Origin of the sequence: Bizionia sediminis, from assembly GCF_042684585.1 — a bacterium.
Taxonomy (GTDB): domain Bacteria; phylum Bacteroidota; class Bacteroidia; order Flavobacteriales; family Flavobacteriaceae; genus Algorimicrobium; species Algorimicrobium sediminis.
The window spans coordinates 212,595-230,971 of sequence record NZ_JBHULS010000002.1; the positions used below are offsets into that span (position 1 = coordinate 212,595).

An 18,377-nucleotide genomic window follows, 5' to 3' on the forward strand; every position below is an offset into this window, starting at 1 on the left:
TATATTACAATATGCCAGAACATCATAACCACACCCACGGCACCCAAATACTAGGCAAACGAACGGAGTTATATTTTTCTCTCCTTTGCGGTTTATTTTTACTGCTGGGCTTCATACTAGCCACTTGGAGTACTGTTACACCGGTTATACCGCTACTTGCTTATATAATAGCCTATGTTTTTGGCGGTTATTTTATAACCATGGAGGCTGCCACTAAACTGCGCAAAGGTTTATTTGAAATCGATTTTTTAATGATTGCAGCGGCTCTTGGTGCTGCCTATATTGGTAGTTGGGCAGAAGGTGCCTTGTTGTTATTTTTATTTAGTTTAGGGCATGCGCTGGAGCATTACGCTTTAAATAAAGCTACAAAATCCATTAAAGCCCTTAGTAACTTATCGGCTAAAACAGCCCTACTAAAAAACGGTGAGGCGCTTAAAGAAATCCCCATTGAACAGTTGGCACTTAACGATGTTATTGTAGTTAGGCCGCATACCAAAATTGCTGCCGACGGGGTAATTATAAAAGGCGCCAGCACGGTTAATCAAGCGCCTATTACTGGTGAAAGTATGCCAGTTGATAAAACAGCATTTCCAGATCTTCAACAAATTCCCTCTTTTTCAGAAATTGATAAGCAACACCTCGTTTTTTCTGGCACTATTAACGGCGATAACGCGTTAGAAGTACGTGTTCTAAAACTAACTAAAGACTCCACTGTGTCGCGCCTTATCCGGATGGTTAACGACGTTGAAACCCAAAAGTCGCCTACCCAAAGGCGCACCAAAAAATTTGAAAAAATTTATGTGCCCATAGTCATTGCTGTGGTTACCATTTTATGCTTTGCTTTTGTAATTATACCCGAATCTTTTGAGGCAAGCTTATATCGGGCTATTACAGTTTTAGTGGCGGCTAGTCCGTGTGCTTTAGCCATTTCTACGCCAAGTGCTGTTTTAAGTGCCATTGCCCGAGCGGCCCAACGTGGTGTGCTAATTAAAGGCGGAAAAGCCTTGGAAGATTTGGGCAGTGTTACCACCATAGCTTTCGATAAAACAGGTACTTTAACAGAAGGAAAACCTAGTTTGAAAGAAGTAATGGCCTTTCAAAATTTCGATAAATCGGAGCTGCTAAAATTGCTATTTGAAGTAGAAAAATTGAGCAACCATCCGTTAGCAAAAGCCATTGCACAAGCCATAAAAGAAAAAGAACAATTAGTATCTGCTAATTTAGCCGCCAACGTTAAGGCTGTTCAGGGCAAAGGCATCCAGGCTACCTATAAAAATGAACCAGTATATATTGGTAACACCAAGTTAATGGAAGATGCACATCTTACAGTTTCTGAAGCAGTAAAAAACCAAATTAATACCCAGTTAGAGGCTGGCGAAACCGTTATGTTAGTTGGCTATAAAAATGACATTGTAGGTTTGGTGAGTGTTATGGATGTCCCTAGAAAAACAGCGGCTAAAACCCTTCAGCGCTTAAAAAAAATAGGCATTAAAAACATGATTATGCTTACCGGCGACCACGAGCGTGTTGGCCAAGCTATTGCCCAACAAATTGGCTTAACCGAAAGTCGGGGTAATTTACTCCCCGAAGATAAAGTAACAGCCATGAAAACCCTATTAAAGCACAATAATAAAGTAGCTATGGTTGGCGACGGCGTAAACGACGCACCCGCTATGGCCTTAAGCACCGTAAGCATTGCCATGGGTGCTGCCGGAAGCGATGTAGCACTAGAAACGGCAGACGTGGCATTAATGTCCGATAAATTAGAAATGCTACCCTTTGCTATTGGCTTAAGTCGCGCGTCTAAACGTATTATAAATCAAAATATTTTTATCAGTTTGGGCGTAGTTGCTATTCTTGTACCAGTAACTATTTTGGGACTAACCAATATTGGCCTTGCCGTATTATTTCATGAAGGTTCAACCATTGTAGTGGTAATAAATGCACTGCGTTTGTTAGCTTATACTGAAGATTAGCTAATTTTCTACTTTTTTCAGATTTAATACTATTAATTAAAAAACCCAAGCAATTTAGTTACTTGGGTTTTTTAATCTGTATTGGGTTTTTTAAGTACCTAAACGGGTTACATACGCATTAACCACTCTTTCACGTCGACTTCTTTTTTAATAATATCGCGTAAATCGGCAATTTTCACCCGGCTTTGCGCCATGGTATCCCGATGGCGGATGGTTACCGTTTGGTCCTCCAGCGTATCGTGGTCCACTGTTATACAAAATGGTGTTCCGTTAGCATCTTGTCTTCTGTAACGGCGTCCTACAGCATCTTTTTCGTCGTAATCCATATTGAAATCCCATTTTAAATCGTCAAAAATTTGACGTGCCACCTCTGGTAACCCATCCTTTTTAACCAATGGTAAAATAGCTGCTTTTACAGGCGCTAAAACTGCTGGTAATTTTAATACGGTTCTGGTGGTATTGTTTTCTAATTCTTCTTCTACTAAAGCATTGGAGAAAACGGCCAAGAACATACGGTCTAAACCTATAGAAGTTTCCAAAACATAAGGCGTATAACTCGCATTATCTTCATGGTCGAAATACTGTAATTTTTTACCCGAAAATTCTTCGTGTTGTTTCAAATCGAAATCTGTTCGCGAGTGAATGCCTTCCAACTCTTTAAACCCAAATGGAAATTTAAATTCAATATCTGTTGCGGCATCAGCATAATGCGCTAATTTTTCATGATCGTGAAAACGGTAATTTTCTGGCCCCAAACCTAATGATAGGTGCCATTTCATGCGTGTTTCTTTCCAGTAGTCGAACCATGTCATTTGCGTGCCTGGTTTAATAAAAAACTGCATTTCCATTTGTTCAAACTCACGCATTCTAAAAATAAACTGTCTGGCTACTATTTCATTTCTAAAGGCTTTACCTGTTTGGGCTATTCCAAACGGTATTTTCATGCGTCCTGTTTTTTGGACATTCAAAAAGTTAACAAAAATACCTTGTGCCGTTTCTGGACGCAGGTACAAATCCATGGCATGCTCTGCTGATGCGCCAAGTTTTGTTCCAAACATTAAATTAAATTGCTTCACGTCTGTCCAGTTTTTGGAGCCTGTTAACGGATCGGCAATTTCCAGTTCTTCAATTAGGGCTTTCACATCTGCTAAATCTTCAGCCTCTAGCGATTTGCCCATGCGTGTTAATATGGTTTGAATTTTTTCAAAATAACCAACCACCCGCGGATTTGTAGTTATAAATTCTTCTTTATTAAAGGCCTCACCAAAACGCTTTTCTGCTTTTGCGACTTCTTTATCTATTTTTGCTTCAATTTTGGCGCAATAATCTTCTATTAAAACATCGGCGCGGTAGCGTTTTTTAGAATCCTTATTATCAATTAAAGGATCGTTAAAGGCATCTACATGCCCCGAAGCTTTCCAGGTAGTAGGATGCATAAATATTGCCGCATCTACGCCCACAATATTATCATGCATTTGCACCATGGCTTTCCACCAGTAATCGCGAATGTTTTTTTTAAGTTCTACACCATTTTGTGCGTAATCGTAAACTGCACTTAATCCATCGTAAATTTCACTACTCTGGAACACGTAACCATACTCTTTTGCATGAGAGATTACTTTCTTGAATTGATCGTCGTTATTTGCCATGCTACAAAAATAAAAAACCGCGTCAACTAAATGAGCGGTTTTACAAAAAGATTTTAAGGCTTTTAGTTCAGAACAATTTTGGTGGTACCTAACATGGCATTATCATGAAAAACAGCCACCGAATACGTACCACTCACTAATTTTTCCTTGCCATTAAGCGTAATTTTAGAACACACAGAAACATTGGCGCACTTGTAATTAATACTTGTTTTACCAGTGTAGGGGATTTCTTCGTCGTTAAACAAAATTTTACCTTTATTGGATACAATAAAGCCTTCAGGATTTAAAACTTGAAGGTACAAATCTTTTTTACCTTCTGCCGTAAACTGATTTTTTAAAACCATAAAGCAGACTTCAAAATTATTCACCTCGCTGGCGGTAACACTAACCTCTCTTGCACCATTCCCGTTTAGTGTATAGGCGGTACATTGCAGGTTATTAATAGTTAACACAGACATCTTTTTCACAAAGGCTTTTAACTCCTTATTTTGGGCGTTTAGTTGGTTAATTTCTAGTGCTTGCACTTCCAGATTTTCTTGTAATGCTTGTGCGGCGTACTTTTGGGCATCATTGGCCTTTAAAGCACTGGTTAACTTATTAAAAAGTTGCTTGCGCTCTTCCAATAAAACGCTTATTTCCGTATTGTAATTAGAACCAGAAGACGCCGATAAAGCAACCGTTTTTAATGAATCTTTTAAACGTTTCTTTTTGGAATTTACAAGTTGCAAATCTGTGGTAACCTTTAGCAGTTCGGCCTCCGATTTTTCGTAGAGCATGAGCATCCTAGACAGCTCTTTTTGAACAAGATATACTTCTTGTTTCATTACTTGCTCCTTCGCTTCAAGTGTTACAAAATGATGTACACAGTAGGCCCCTAAAATTGTGAGTGCCAATAGTAATGATCCAATAATAAGTCTGTAGTTAAATAATTGAGGGTTAACTATCATTTTAATTGAATTCTAATTCAAAATTAGAATTAAGTTTTTATTTCGTAACTTTTAATCGATAAAACGATAAAAAAACTGTTAAAACCCTGAAAAAAGATCGAAAAACAAGCTTAATCTAATACGCTGTTTATCAGCCAAAAACAAATAAATTAGTATGCTAACCGACTTTTTAAATTTATGTTTTCCTAAAGTATGTTATGCTTGCAATGCCTTATTAGGCGACAACGAGCAATTTGCTTGTACCAATTGCAGACATCAATTCCCTGTTACAAACTTCCACTTTAACAACGACGATAGTGTTTTAAAAGTTTTTTATGGGCGTTTGCCTGTACAACATGCCACGGCTCTTTTTAGGTTCGAAAAAAAAGGTATGGTACAACAACTTATACATAATTTAAAATACCGCGGTTTTGAGGAAGTGGGTACTTTTTTAGGCGCTTGGCTGGGAACAGAACTGAAACAAATTCCAGCTTACCAAACTGTAGATGTGGTAATACCCGTTCCGTTACACAAAAATAAATTACGCAAGCGCGGTTACAATCAGGTTACAAAATTTGGCCAAGAAATAGCCAAAAGTTTAGAGGCCAATTTTACAGACGATGTGCTTATAAAAGTTAGCAACACCTCATCGCAAGTAACCAAAAATAGAATTACGCGTTGGCTCAACAATTCAGAAATTTTTAAGGCTACAAATTTGAACAAAATTGCAGGAAAACATGTACTACTTGTAGACGATATTATTACAACTGGCGCCACCATGGAAGCCTGTGGCACCGTATTATTAAAAAATAACAACCTTAAAATAAGTGTCGCTGCCATGGCAATAGCGTAAAGCACATATTTTATGGCAAAAAAATTGTTTCTTTGCATAAAAAAGCGGCATGCGTAAAACAGGTTTCTATGTTATTTTTGTTCTTATTGCTGGGTTAGTTATTAGCAGTTGTGCTAATCGCGGTACACCAAGTGGCGGCAATAAAGATATATTACCACCAACGATAACGCGAGAAGTTCCAGATAATTATAGCACCAATTTTTCGGGTAATGAAATTAGAATTTATTTTGATGAATACATTAAAATAAAAAACTTAAGCAAGCAACTTATCGTATCGCCACCCATGGATCCCGCTCCCGAGGTAACACCCATGTCCAGTGCCAGTAAATACATTAAAATAAAAATAAAGGATACACTGGCTCCTAATACAACCTACACCTTCAACTTTGGAAACAGTATTGTAGACAATAACGAAGAAAACCCCTTTTCTTACTACACTTATGTGTTTTCTACGGGTAATTATATAGATTCTCTTTCCGTAAAAGGCTTAATTAAAGACGCCACCTTAAGAGCACCAGACAACTTTGTTTCTGTTATGCTTTACGAGGTGGATAGCATGTATAACGACTCTATAATTTACAATAAAAAGCCCAAATACGTAACCAATACGCTGGACAGTACAACCACATTTACCTTACAAAACCTAAAAGCTGGCACTTATAAATTAATAGCCTTAAAAGATGCCAATCAAGATTATCAATTTCAACCAAAAACCGACAAAATAGCCTTTCAAGAGGGCTTTATTACGGTTCCGGTAGACTCTGCAGAACAATTTACCTTAAAATTATTTTCGGAAGAGCTGGAGCCTCGTGTTATAAATCCACGACTCGTATCTGGCGAGAAAATTGCTTTTGCCTATGAAGGGAACTATAAAGAGATGCAAATACAAGTCCAATCGGATGTGCCTAACACTTTTCAGCATCGCATTACAAAAGATAGCCAAGCAGATACACTTTACTACTGGTACAAACCACGTTTAGAAACCGATTCGCTACTATTTCAGGTTACCAATAATAATTATAAGGCGCATTTTGCGGTGCCATTAAGCGAACAAAAACGGGACAGTATGAATGTTCAAGCTGAACCAACGGGCACTATAAATTTTACCGAAGATTTTAAACTAACTAACACCGTACCGTTTACTAATTTAGACCGCAACAAAGTACGAATTTTAGATAAAGACTCCGTTGCAGTAGCTTTTAAGGTAACTTTAGATTCGTTGGAAAACCGCTACGCCTTAAAATTTGATAAAACAGAAAGTAACAGCTACGCCATTCAAATTTTACCAGAAGCGCTAACCGATTTTTTCGATGCTACAAACGATACGCTAAATTATAAATTAACCACAAAAAAATACGCCGATTATGGCAACGTAAGGGTTATTCTTAAAAATGCTACATATCCTGTTATAGCCCAAATTACAGATAATAAAGGTGTTGTTGTTGCTGAAGCCTACAGCCGCAATCCCGAGCCCATAGATTTTAGACATCTTAAAACAGGTGAATTTTATTTGCGGGTAGTGTATGATACCAACGAAAATAAAAAATACGATACCGGTAATTTCTTAAAAAACCAACAACCGGAGCGCATTAGTTATTACAAAGAAAAGCTAGATATCCGGGCTAATTTTGAAATGATTTACGAGTTTACATTATTTTAAAACGATCCCTATCGCTTAAAAAGTTAAGTTTCTCGCGGTAGCGCGCTAAATGCTTTTTATCCAGTGTTACAATTTCAATATGGTCCTTGTGTGGTCTTATTGGCGAAATATTATTTCCTAAAACATCATAAACCGTGGAGTGCCCCGAATAGTCGTTTTGAGCTTCATCCTCGCCTACGCGGTTAACGCCAATACAATAGCACATATTTTCAATAGCTCGTGCCTTCAGCAAGGCGTCCCAAGCGGCTATTCGTGGCTTGGGCCAATTGGCCACATAAATTAAGGCATCGTAATCTGTTGTATTTCTGGACCACACAGGAAAACGCAAATCATAACATATTTGCAAACACAATTTCCAATTTTTATAAGCTACTACCACTTGCTCCTTACCCGACGTAAACACTTTTTCCTCGCCCACCAAAGAAAACGAATGGCGTTTGTTGTAAATGTGTACCGTACCATTGGGGCACACAAATAACATTCTGTTGTAATATTGGTTATTTTCGGCAATTACAACACTGCCCGTAATGGCAGCTTGTTTTTCTTTGGCCATTTTTTTTAACCAAGCAACTGTTTTACCTGTCATGCTTTCGGCTACGGCAGCTGCGTTCATGGTAAAGCCTGTCGTAAACATTTCAGGTAATACAATTAAATCGCAGGGCTTTTTAATACTATTTATTTTAGACTCAAAATGTACGCGATTAGCCTCGGGGTTTTCCCATACTAAATGCGTTTGTATAATGGCAACATGTAAATCTGTATTCATAAATTAAGGCTTATAATTGGTTTAAAATAGCAGCGGCTTTTTTTAGTGTTTCATTGGTTTTAGCAAAACAAAAACGCAGCACTTTATGGTCTTTATTTCCAATATTAAACACAGACATCGGTATGGCTGCCAAACCATTTTTAATAGTTATTTTTTTAGCGAAACTTACGTCAGATTCTTCAGAAATATTAGTATAATCCAGTACCTGAAAATACGTGCCTGCAGCGGGCGTACCGGAAAATCTAGAATCCTTTATTAACTGTAAGAAATAATCGCGTTTTTCTTGATAAAAATGAGCCAAATCCAAATAATGACTGGGTGTTTTTAAATAGTCTGCCAAACCTTTTTGCATCGCACTATTTACTGAAAAGACATTAAATTGGTGTACTTTCTGAAATTCAGACATTAAAGCTTTTGGCGCACAGCAGTAGCCTAGCTTCCAACCTGTATTGTGGAATGTTTTACCAAATGAAGCCACTATAAAACTACGTGCTTTTAAATCGGGGAACAAGCAGGCACTCTGGTGTTTCAAGTTATCGAAAACCATATGTTCATAAACCTCATCACTTAGCACAAGGATATCTGTTCCCGCAGTTAAGGCCTGCAGTTTTTGCATATCGTTTTCAGATAAAACAGTACCGCTAGGATTGTGCGGCGTGTTTATAATTATTAACTTGGTTTTAGCTGAAATCTTACTTGCCACTTCATCCCAATTAATGGCATAATTAGCTCCGTGCATTTGAATGGCTATCGTTTTACCGCCATTTATTTGCACAGCGGGCTCGTAACAATCATAAGCGGGTTTAAAAATAATTACCTCGTCGTGTGGATGGATAAAAGCCGAAATAATAGTGTAAATAGCTTGGGTAGCACCTGCCGTAACCGTAATTTCTGTTTCGGGATGATAACTACTGCCATATACTAATTCAAATTTTTTAGAAATAGCCCGACGTAATTCCATATTGCCTGCCATGGGTGCATATTGGTTATGCCCCGAATTCATGGCAAGATTTACAAAATCTATTAGCTTCTGGTCGCTTTTAAAATTAGGAAACCCTTGCGATAAATTTATAGCACCATGCTCATTGGCCAATGCGCTCATTACCGAAAAAATACTTGTTGCTACCTGCGGAAGTTTGGACCTGTGTTTCATGTTAGTAAATATAGAAAGATAATAGCACAATTACAGACAACAGACCGTTAAATACGCAAGTAAAACCACCGAAGTAAAAGTTTAAAGCATAACTTTTTTTATCTTTGAAGCATTCTAAATTATGACACCATGAAATTATTCAGATTATTAGTACTTTTTATTGTTTTTCAGGCCTCCGCGCAACAGGGAGGCATGTGGATTCCTTCGTTATTGGAAGGCATGAATGAAGACGAAATGACTGCTTTGGGTAGCAAATTAACAGCCAAGGACATTTACGATGTTAACAATTCCAGTTTAAAAGACGCTATTGGCCATTTTAATGGTGGCTGCACCAGCGAGGTCATTTCCGATAAAGGTTTAATTCTAACAAACCACCACTGTGGTTTTGGGCAAATTCAATCGCACTCTTCGTTAGAAAACGACTATTTAAAAGACGGATTTTGGGCTATGAACCTGGAAGACGAATTACCAAATGAAGGCCTTTTTATTGAATTTATAGTACGCATTGAAGACGTAACAGACCAAGTACTTGCGGGTGTAACAGAAAACATGACAGAGCGCGAAAGACAATCGGCTGTCGATAAAAACAGTAATAAACTACAAGAAACCGTTAAAAAAGAAGCTTGGCAAGACACCAAAGTGAAGGCCTTTTACAAAGGAAATCAATATTTCTTGTTTGTAACCGAGCGCTTCAACGATATTCGATTGGTAGGAGCACCACCATCAAGTATTGGTAAATTTGGTAGCGACACAGATAACTGGGTATTCCCAAGACACACGGGCGATTTTGCCTTATTTAGAATCTACGCCGACAAAAATAACCGACCAGCTGCCTACAGCAAAGATAACGTTCCTTACAAACCAAAGCATTACTTACCCGTATCCTTGGACGGCATAGAGGAAGGCGATTTTACCATGGTTTTTGGTTTCCCAGGAACCACAGACGAATATTTGCCAGCTGTAGCTATCGAGCATATAACGCAAGAATTTAACCCTAGTAATATTGCCATTCGTGAGGCTGCCTTAAAGGTTATTGATGCCAATATGAAAGCCAGTGACGAAGTGCGTATTAAATATGCATCTAAACAGGCCCGAATTGCCAATGCTTGGAAAAAATGGATTGGCGAAAATTTAGGGATTAAAAAAAGTAAAGCAGTTGAAAAACGACGCGAATTTGAAGAACGCTTTACCAAGGCCTTAAAAGAAAAAGATTTAGAAGAAAAATACGGACACATTCTTCCGGAATTTGATAAACGGTACAAAGATTTTTCTGCTACAAACATTAAACGCCGAAACTTTATAGAAGTGTTTTTGGTAACAAACGAGTTAATGACCATGGCTTTTAGAGCCTACCAAGTGGAACAAGCGCTTAAAAACAACCCTGAAAGTCTTGAAGATAATAAAGCTTATATTACTGGATTATTAGAAGGTATTCATAAAAACTACGACGTAACGGTGGATAAAGGTGTTTTTGAAAACGTAATGCCCTTTTATACCAATACGGTAAACGCCAACATTTATAATACAACTGCTTTTACCAATTTGGAAAGCGCGTTAGACCTTTTTGAAGGTTCGGCAGATGCTATTATTACCAAACTAAACAACGATCCAGCCTACAGCTATGCTAAACCGTTTATTGCAGACTTTTACAGCAGTTTAAATGCTTCGTTTCAACAAAAAAATGCGGCAATTTCAGCACTTCAAACAGAATACATGACCGCCCTTATGACGGCTCTTCCAGACGAACGCTATTTTCCAGATGCTAACGGTACCTTACGTGTTACCTATGGCCAGGTTCATGGTTACTCGCCTAGAGATGCCGTTTATTACAATCCGGTTAGTTATTTAGATGGTGTTATGGAAAAATACATTCCAGGCGATTATGAGTTTGATGTACCACAAAAGCTAATTGACTTATACGAAGCCAAAGATTTTGGCCAATACGCCGATAGCAACGGCAAAGTACCAGTGTGCTTTTTAGGTACCAACCATACAACCGGCGGAAACTCCGGAAGCCCGGCTATTGACGCCCATGGTAATTTAATTGGTTTAAATTTTGATCGTGTTTGGGAAGGCACTATGAGCGATATGAATTACGATCCAGAAATTTGCCGAAACATTATGGTAGATGTGCGTTACATCTTGTTTATAATCGACAAATATGCGGGCGCCACACATTTAATTGATGAAATGACTTTGGTACACCCAAAAACAGGAAAAAGCAAAACTAAAAAGAATAAAAAACGCAAAAACTAACCGCATAATTCTGAAATCTTAAAAAAGCCTTACAATCCCGAAATAACGGTATTGTAAGGCTTTTTTATTTTCAAACAAATCATTAAAACCAACAGCACTCTCCAAAAGGTAAAACATACGCTGACTAAATTTCAGACTGTTAAAAGCTAAATGCAAGCATGCAAACAATTGGCTTTACTAAATCTTATTGTAAGCAACTTGTTTCAAGTAGCTTGTAATTATATGGTTTCGTGATGGATATCCTGCTTAAACTTGGCCAAAACTTTCTGAACAAACGCGTGCCATTAATTATAATTAAAGGCCTAGTAGGCTTTATCTTTTAAACTAGTTAAATCCATACCATTATGTGTGTAGTTATTTACAGACATGCAAAACTTTTTAAACTTTAGTTAGGTAAATGACAATGTAGAAAGCTTTTTAGTTTTAAGACGATACCTGTATTGTCTTACAGAGCATTACTAAAATGGGTGTTACAAATTAGTTATATAATTTCCATTTTCTGCAATAAAAAACTTGCATTCATATTTTGGCAAATACCTTTTTTAAATTTATAATCGAAGTAAAGTTCGTTATTGATAATTTGGGCATCAAAATAGTAATTTGTTACGGGTTCTAATTCGGCTTCAATGGCGCACAAACTTAAGTCGTGAGTTGCAATAATTCCCGTAGCATTAGAAGCCACCAATTTTTCTACAAATTTTTTAGACCCAATAGCCTTATCAGTAGAATTTGTGCCTTTTAAAATTTCATCTAGAATAATGAAATAAGGCTCCTTTTGAATAGCGTCTACAATAAATTTTAAGCGCGTTAGTTCCGAAAAGAAGTAGCTACTATCATCGGTTAGCGAATCGGTAGTGCGCATACTAGTAATAAGCTTTATGGGTTTATATTTACTGGATGCAGCACAAACTGGCAAACCCACGTTGGCCATAATAATATGCAAAGAAACCGTTCGTAAAAAGGTGCTTTTTCCTGCCATATTGGCCCCTGTTACAATAAAAAACTCCTGCTTGTTTATAGTTACATCACTAGCCACTCGTTTTTTGGCGTCTAACAACGGATGCCCTAACTGTTGGGCTTCCATAGTAATATTATTATTGGACACGATGGTTGGAAACACATAGTTTGGGTGGTTAAAAGCGTAATTAGCAAGACTATTGTAAGCATCGAAAAAAGACACTACTTCAAACCAATGTTCTACAATTTCATGATATGCGGCAATCCATTGCTCAACTTTATAACTATTTTTTAAATCGATTAGAAAAAATCCATTTCCTAAAATGGCCGAAATAAAGTTATTACGGTTATCCAAGGCATCCAAATACTTGGAAAATTTGGCAAAAATATTGGAAGCTTTTTCTTCATTTAAGGCTATTTGCTGTTGTTTTTCTTTTAACAAGCTGGCAGTAAATGGTTCGTTTTCAATATTACGCAACAAACTGGCGTATTGCCTAAAGGTGTCTTTTACCTGATCGGTATTATGCGCTAATTTGTTTATTTTTTTCAAATAAATACCAGTAATAAGAAGCCCTAACAAACACCAATAAGCCAAAAGGGCGGGTGGTAGTAAACCACCTATGGCACCAATAATAACGCCAACGGACAATATACTAAAAACGGTGGGTAGCCACTTTATAGCTTTAGGCAAAAACAGCTCGTGGTTTTTTAACCAATTTACAATGGTTGCTACAGGTGTTTCTACCTGAATCAGGCTAGCAACCGCTGAAAAATGCTGACGCCAATCTGGCTTTTGGGCTAATTCTTTAATAGCATTTTGACGTGTTTCCACATGGGCAATATCGTTAGCATTTAAAGCTTGGGCTAGGGTTTTAGTGCCTTCTTGTATACTTGTTCTGTTTACATATTGAAAAAAAGACCCTACGCCAAACAAATCAATATCTAGACTGTAAAAATGAGCTGGGTTTTGAAACGCCATACCCGTTTCTCTATTATGAAAATTCCCAGAGGCTATATCCAATTCATTTTTATTTATAGTTACCAATGCCTGATGCAAATTGCGTTGGTATTTAATATCGGTGTATTTAGATACACTAAACAGAAAGATAACTAAACCCATTAAACCTATGCCTGCGGCTATTTGCCAATTTTGAAAGGTGCCGTACACGCCGGCAACCGTGGCTAAAAAAACAGCTAAACGCAACATGCTAAACTTAAACAGCTTGTTGTTGTATGTTTTTACAGCATCCTGATGTGTGGCGTGTTGCTTTTTGTAGTAAATTTCTGGTTCGGTTATCATTGAAATCGGAAACTTTAAAAGGTGCTAGCATCTATTTGTTTAAAGATACTTATGATGCTATGAACTGCTTTTTTATAAAATTCTGGATGAATGTTTTCAAAATCGTCTGTAGGTTTATGATAATCTTCATGATCTTCCACACCAAAATATAGAAAAGGTATGCCATTTAAGTGAAAATGCGCATGATCTGAAGACAAAGTCCAATCCTGCTTTCCGTCGGTTCCATCGTGGCCAGCAATTACATGTATGCCGGTTATTTTGTCTCTTTTGGCATAGGCCTTTTTTAAATTTGGATGCGTTTGAATGCCCGTAACATACAACTCTTGCTTATCATTTCTTGAAATCATATCCAAGTTAATATTTAACACTATGGATTGCAGCGAAACAACAGGATTGTTAACAAAAAATTCAGCACCTTGTAAACCTAGTTCCTCACCATCAAAAAACGCCAAAATAACAGAATGTTTAGGCGGGTGGGTTTTAAAATATTCTGCAAAGGCTAACAAGGCACTAACGCCCGAGGCATTATCGTCCGCTCCATTGTATATTTGGCCGTTTTTAATTCCTTCATGGTCGTAATGCGCACTAATAACAATGTGTTTATCTGGCGTATGGCTTCCCACTATTTTTCCTAGAATGTTAACTGCCGAATACTTTGTTCGGCCATCAATAAATTGGAAAGGTTGCTCATACTTGGCTGTTAATGGCAATACATTTAAAGCCTGTATCTGGGCAATGATATAATTTTTAGCTAAAGTTACACCCGCTGTTCCGGAGCGTCTGCCCTGATAGGTATCGGAGGACAACTCCTTTACATGCTGTAGTAAGCTATTATCATTAAAAGCAAACGATTGGTTTATTTGTGCATTGGAGCTCCACGTAGCGAGTCCAGCAACAACAAGAATAAAAATAAAATAGAGCTGTTTCATGAGGTTCTAATAAACCATAAAGAAACAAAAAATCCCAAGACAATGCTTGGGATTTTAACTGAATTAACACTTTTGAACTAGCCCTTTAAGCTTGCTTTTAAATATTCGCGATTCATACGTGCAATGTTTTCTAGGGAGATGCCTTTTGGACACTCCACTTCGCATGCACCCGTATTGGTACAGTTACCAAAACCTTCTTCGTCCATTTGTTTTACCATGTTAAGAACGCGCTCCGTAGCCTCCACTTTACCTTGAGGTAATAGTGCAAACTGCGACACTTTGGCTCCTACAAACAGCATGGCAGATGAGTTTTTACAACTAGCCACACACGCACCACAACCTATACAAGTTGCCGCACTAAAGGCGTCGTCTGCATCGTGTTTGTTTACTGGAATGGCATTTGCGTCTATGGTGTTACCAGAGGTGTTTACCGAAATAAAACCACCGGCGTGTTGGATGCGATCGAAAGCAGACCTGTCCACTACCAAATCCTTAATTACAGGAAAGGCAGCTGCTCTAAACGGCTCAATAACTATCGTATCGCCGTCGTTAAACATACGCATGTGTAACTGGCATGTGGTTACGCGACGATCTGGACCGTGGGCCTCGCCATTTATGTATAACGAACACATTCCGCAAATACCTTCACGACAGTCGTGATCAAACTCTACTGGCTCTTCGCCTTTATTTATAAGTCCTTCGTTTAATACGTCTAACATTTCTAGGAAAGACATATCTGGCGAAACATCACTGATTGGATAATCGACTAATTTGCCTTTATCGTTAGCGTTTTTCTGACGCCATATTTTTAACGTTAAATTCATAGCTTTCCTTACTTATTTATAACTTCTTTCTTTCACTTCAATATTCTCGTAAACCAACTCTTCTTTGTGTAGTACAGCATCCTTTGGTTCGCCTTTGTATTCCCAGGCAGACACGTACTGGAATTCCTTACGTCGTTTTGCTTCACCTTCTTCCGTTTGGTATTCCTCTCTAAAGTGACCACCAGCAGACTCTTCGCGTAATAAGGCATCTTTAGCAAACAACTCGCCTAACTCCAAGAAATCTGCCACACGAAGTGCTTTGGCTAATTCCTCGTTAAACTCCTCATTGGTTCCTGGCACGCGTACATCTTTCCAGAATTCGGCACGTAGTTCGGCTATTTCTGTAATAGCCGATTTTAAATCGGCTTCATTACGCGCCATACCACATTTATTCCACATAATTTTACCTAATCGTTTGTGGAAATAGTCTACAGAATGCGTTCCTTTATTTTCAATTAAGTGTTTAATGTTGTCCTTCACACTTTTTTCAGCTTCAGCAAAAGCAGGGTGATCTGTAGAAATCGGTCCTGTTCTAATATCTTGAGCTAGATAATCGCCAATAGTATATGGTAACACAAAGTACCCATCGGCTAAACCTTGCATAAGTGCCGAAGCTCCAAGTCTGTTAGCACCGTGATCGGAGAAGTTAGCCTCGCCAATAGCGTAAAGTCCTGGAACGGTTGTTTGTAAATTATAATCTACCCAAATTCCGCCCATGGTATAGTGTACGGCTGGGTAAATCATCATAGGTGTTTCGTATGGATTTTGATCTACAATTTTCTCATACATTTGGAACAAGTTACCATACTTGTTTTTAACCACCTCTTGACCTAATTTTTTAACAAGAGCTTCGTCATTTTCGTCTAGACCTTTTACGTGCGCTTGTTCTTTTCCGTAGCGCATAAATGCCGAAGCAAAATCTAAATAAACCGCTTCACCTGTCGCATTAACACCGTAACCAGCATCGCAACGCTCTTTAGCAGCACGCGAAGCCACATCGCGTGGTACCAAGTTACCGAATGCCGGATAACGACGTTCTAAATAATAATCGCGATCGGCTTCGGCTATTTCGGTAGGTTTTAATTTACCCGCTCGAATAGCTTCTACGTCTTTTTTATGTTTTGGCACCCATATACGACCGTCATTACGTAAAGACTCGGACATTAGGGTTAGTTTTGACTGATGATCGCCCGATACAGGAATACATGTTGGGTGAATTTGGGTGTAGCATGGGTTTGCAAAATAAGCACCGCGTTTGTGTGCTTTCCAGGCTGCCGTTACATTACTACCCATGGCGTTAGTAGATAAGAAAAATACGTTACCGTAACCACCTGTACCTAGTACCACCGCGTGTGCTGAATGGCGCTCAATTTCGCCAGTCACTAAATTTCTAGCTATAATTCCACGGGCTTTGCCGTCTACTATAACCACATCTAGCATTTCGTGGCGGCTGTACATTTTAACTTTACCTCTACCAATTTGTCGGTTTAAAGCGGAGTAAGCACCTAATAACAGCTGTTGTCCTGTTTGTCCTGCTGCGTAAAACGTTCTGGAAACAAGTACACCACCAAAGGAACGGTTATCCAATAAGCCGCCGTACTCGCGCGCAAAAGGAACACCTTGTGCCACACATTGGTCAATAATATTAGCCGATACTTCCGCTAATCGGTATACGTTAGCCTCTCTGGAGCGGTAATCGCCACCTTTAACAGTATCGTAAAATAATCTGTAAACGGAATCGCCATCACCTTGATAGTTTTTGGCTGCATTTATACCACCTTGAGCAGCAATAGAGTGTGCACGCCTTGGTGAATCTTGAAAGCAAAATGCTTTTACATTATAACCTAATTCTGCAAGCGTTGCTGCTGCCGAACCACCGGCTAAACCGGTTCCAACCACAATAACATCTATTAAACGCTTGTTAGCAGGGTTAACTAAATTAATAGAATTTTTATGATTTGTCCACTTCTCTGCTAGAGGACCTTTTGGTATTTTAGAATCTAAAGCCATATTAGAAGTTTTTTAATGGTTAAAAAAATGGAACAATGCAATAAAAACAAAACCTAACGGGATGCCAATGGCGTATACTTTGGCAAAACCTTGTAAGCTTTTTACATATTTATTGTCTGCACCAATAGATTGGAAAGCGGACATAAAGCCGTGCAGTAAGTGTAGCGCTAAAAACACAAAAGCCAGCGCGTAGGCTGCCACTCGTATTGGATTTTCAAACTTATGAACTAACTCTTCATAGTATCTAAATCCCTCACCATCTGCTAACAATCCAGACATATCGCCTTGGATGTACTTAATATTCATTTCAGGAAACCAAAAATCGATAAAGTGCAACACCATAAAGGCTAAAATAGCAGCACCACTCCAAATCATGTTTCTACTCATCCAAGAAGAGTTGGCATTACCATTGTTTTTTGCATAACTAATTGGTCGGGCTTTTTTGTTTTTTATTTCTAAAACAAAACCCATTACAAAATGAAAAATTACACCAAAAATTAAAATTGGTTGAAAAATGTACTGAACCACCCAGAACGTACCCATAAAGTGCGAAACCTCATTAAAGGTGTCCGGGCTAAATACCGATAAGATATTTATGGCAAAATGTTGTAACAAAAAAATCATCAGGAAGAGTGCCGAAAGTGCCATGGCAAATTTTCTTCCAATCGTAGAATTCAAAATTCCGCTCATCGTTAAAATTGGAGTTTAAGTTTTATTTAGCAAAGATACGGTTTCATAAAGTTCTTGACAAAACACAAACATTTTTATTAAGTATTTAGAATCATTTTAAACTAATTAGACCAAACCTGCTTAAAACCAGCAAATTAGTAAGTTTTAAAGCAGAAAATTAAGCATTTTCAGACCCTGTTTTAAGCTTTAAAAAACGAATTTTAGCAGATTTTAATTACAAATGATGTTTAAAAAACGTGTTAGTTTGCTAATTTTTAAGCCTGTAATTGGATTGAGGTAAGCCTTTAAAATACCAAAAAAAAGCACGTTCAAACAATAAAACAGGCACCCAAAATAAGCAAGTAATTCCCGCACATTAAAAAACCACAAACTCATGTTAAAAATTTAACAAAACATGCCTACTAATTTTCTAAACCATTTTGAATTCT

13 protein-coding genes are annotated in these 18,377 nt (G+C 38.0%); 4 read left to right on the forward strand and 9 right to left on the reverse strand.

Translation table 11 applies throughout. The annotated features are described in order from the left end of the window. Positions 1-11 precede the first annotated feature (11 nt). Positions 12-1,976: a heavy metal translocating P-type ATPase gene (locus ACFSQP_RS05420; RefSeq protein ID WP_376892393.1), complete on the forward strand. Its 1,965-nt coding sequence runs from the start codon at positions 12-14 to the stop codon at positions 1,974-1,976. A 107-nt stretch (positions 1,977-2,083) separates the two neighbouring features. On the opposite strand, the gene ACFSQP_RS05425 is transcribed toward ACFSQP_RS05420, so the two are convergent. Next, positions 2,084-3,625, reverse strand: coding sequence for a glycine--tRNA ligase (locus tag ACFSQP_RS05425; RefSeq protein WP_376892394.1), 1,542 nt, complete (start codon positions 3,623-3,625; stop codon positions 2,084-2,086). Positions 3,626-3,687: 62 nt separating this feature from the next. After that, on the reverse strand, positions 3,688-4,572 hold the full coding sequence (locus ACFSQP_RS05430; protein WP_376892395.1) for a hypothetical protein: 885 nt from the start codon (positions 4,570-4,572) through the stop codon (positions 3,688-3,690). A 154-nt stretch (positions 4,573-4,726) separates the two neighbouring features. Between ACFSQP_RS05430 and ACFSQP_RS05435 the strand changes: the two genes are divergently transcribed. Both ACFSQP_RS05435 and ACFSQP_RS05440 read left to right on the forward strand, forming a co-directional pair. Then, positions 4,727-5,404, forward strand: coding sequence for a ComF family protein (locus tag ACFSQP_RS05435; RefSeq protein WP_376892396.1), 678 nt, complete (start codon positions 4,727-4,729; stop codon positions 5,402-5,404). A gap of 49 nt (positions 5,405-5,453) precedes the next feature. After that, the gene (locus ACFSQP_RS05440; RefSeq protein ID WP_376892397.1) at positions 5,454-7,064 is read left to right on the forward strand and encodes an Ig-like domain-containing protein; all 1,611 of its coding nucleotides are present in this window, start codon (positions 5,454-5,456) and stop codon (positions 7,062-7,064) included. Here the strand turns inward: ACFSQP_RS05440 and ACFSQP_RS05445 are convergent. Both ACFSQP_RS05445 and ACFSQP_RS05450 read right to left on the reverse strand, forming a co-directional pair. Further along, positions 7,051-7,830, reverse strand: coding sequence for an amidohydrolase (locus ACFSQP_RS05445; RefSeq protein WP_376892398.1), 780 nt, complete (start codon positions 7,828-7,830; stop codon positions 7,051-7,053). The genes ACFSQP_RS05440 and ACFSQP_RS05445 overlap by 14 nt on opposite strands. A gap of 10 nt (positions 7,831-7,840) precedes the next feature. After that, a complete protein-coding gene (locus ACFSQP_RS05450) occupies positions 7,841-8,983 on the reverse strand; it encodes a methionine aminotransferase (RefSeq protein ID WP_376892399.1) in 1,143 nt (380 codons plus the stop codon). A gap of 129 nt (positions 8,984-9,112) precedes the next feature. On the opposite strand from ACFSQP_RS05450, the gene ACFSQP_RS05455 reads away from it, so the two are divergent. Continuing rightward, on the forward strand, positions 9,113-11,239 hold the full coding sequence (locus tag ACFSQP_RS05455) for a S46 family peptidase (RefSeq protein ID WP_376892400.1): 2,127 nt from the start codon (positions 9,113-9,115) through the stop codon (positions 11,237-11,239). A 481-nt stretch (positions 11,240-11,720) separates the two neighbouring features. Here the strand turns inward: ACFSQP_RS05455 and ACFSQP_RS05460 are convergent, their stop codons facing one another. From ACFSQP_RS05460 to ACFSQP_RS05480, 5 genes are all read right to left on the reverse strand, one after another. Next, positions 11,721-13,496, reverse strand: a complete 1,776-nt coding sequence (locus tag ACFSQP_RS05460; protein ID WP_376892401.1) for a MutS-related protein — start codon at positions 13,494-13,496, stop codon at positions 11,721-11,723. Between the two features lie 14 nt (positions 13,497-13,510). Then, positions 13,511-14,425, reverse strand: coding sequence for a M28 family peptidase (locus ACFSQP_RS05465; RefSeq protein WP_376892402.1), 915 nt, complete (start codon positions 14,423-14,425; stop codon positions 13,511-13,513). 77 nt (positions 14,426-14,502) lie between these two features. Continuing rightward, entirely contained in the window at positions 14,503-15,249 is a 747-nt protein-coding gene (locus ACFSQP_RS05470; protein ID WP_376892403.1) for a succinate dehydrogenase/fumarate reductase iron-sulfur subunit, read from the reverse strand. A gap of 12 nt (positions 15,250-15,261) precedes the next feature. Further along, positions 15,262-17,259, reverse strand: coding sequence for a fumarate reductase/succinate dehydrogenase flavoprotein subunit (locus tag ACFSQP_RS05475; protein WP_376892404.1), 1,998 nt, complete (start codon positions 17,257-17,259; stop codon positions 15,262-15,264). Positions 17,260-17,271: 12 nt separating this feature from the next. After that, entirely contained in the window at positions 17,272-17,949 is a 678-nt protein-coding gene (locus ACFSQP_RS05480) for a succinate dehydrogenase cytochrome b subunit (protein ID WP_376892405.1), read from the reverse strand. Positions 17,950-18,377: the final 428 nt, after the last annotated feature.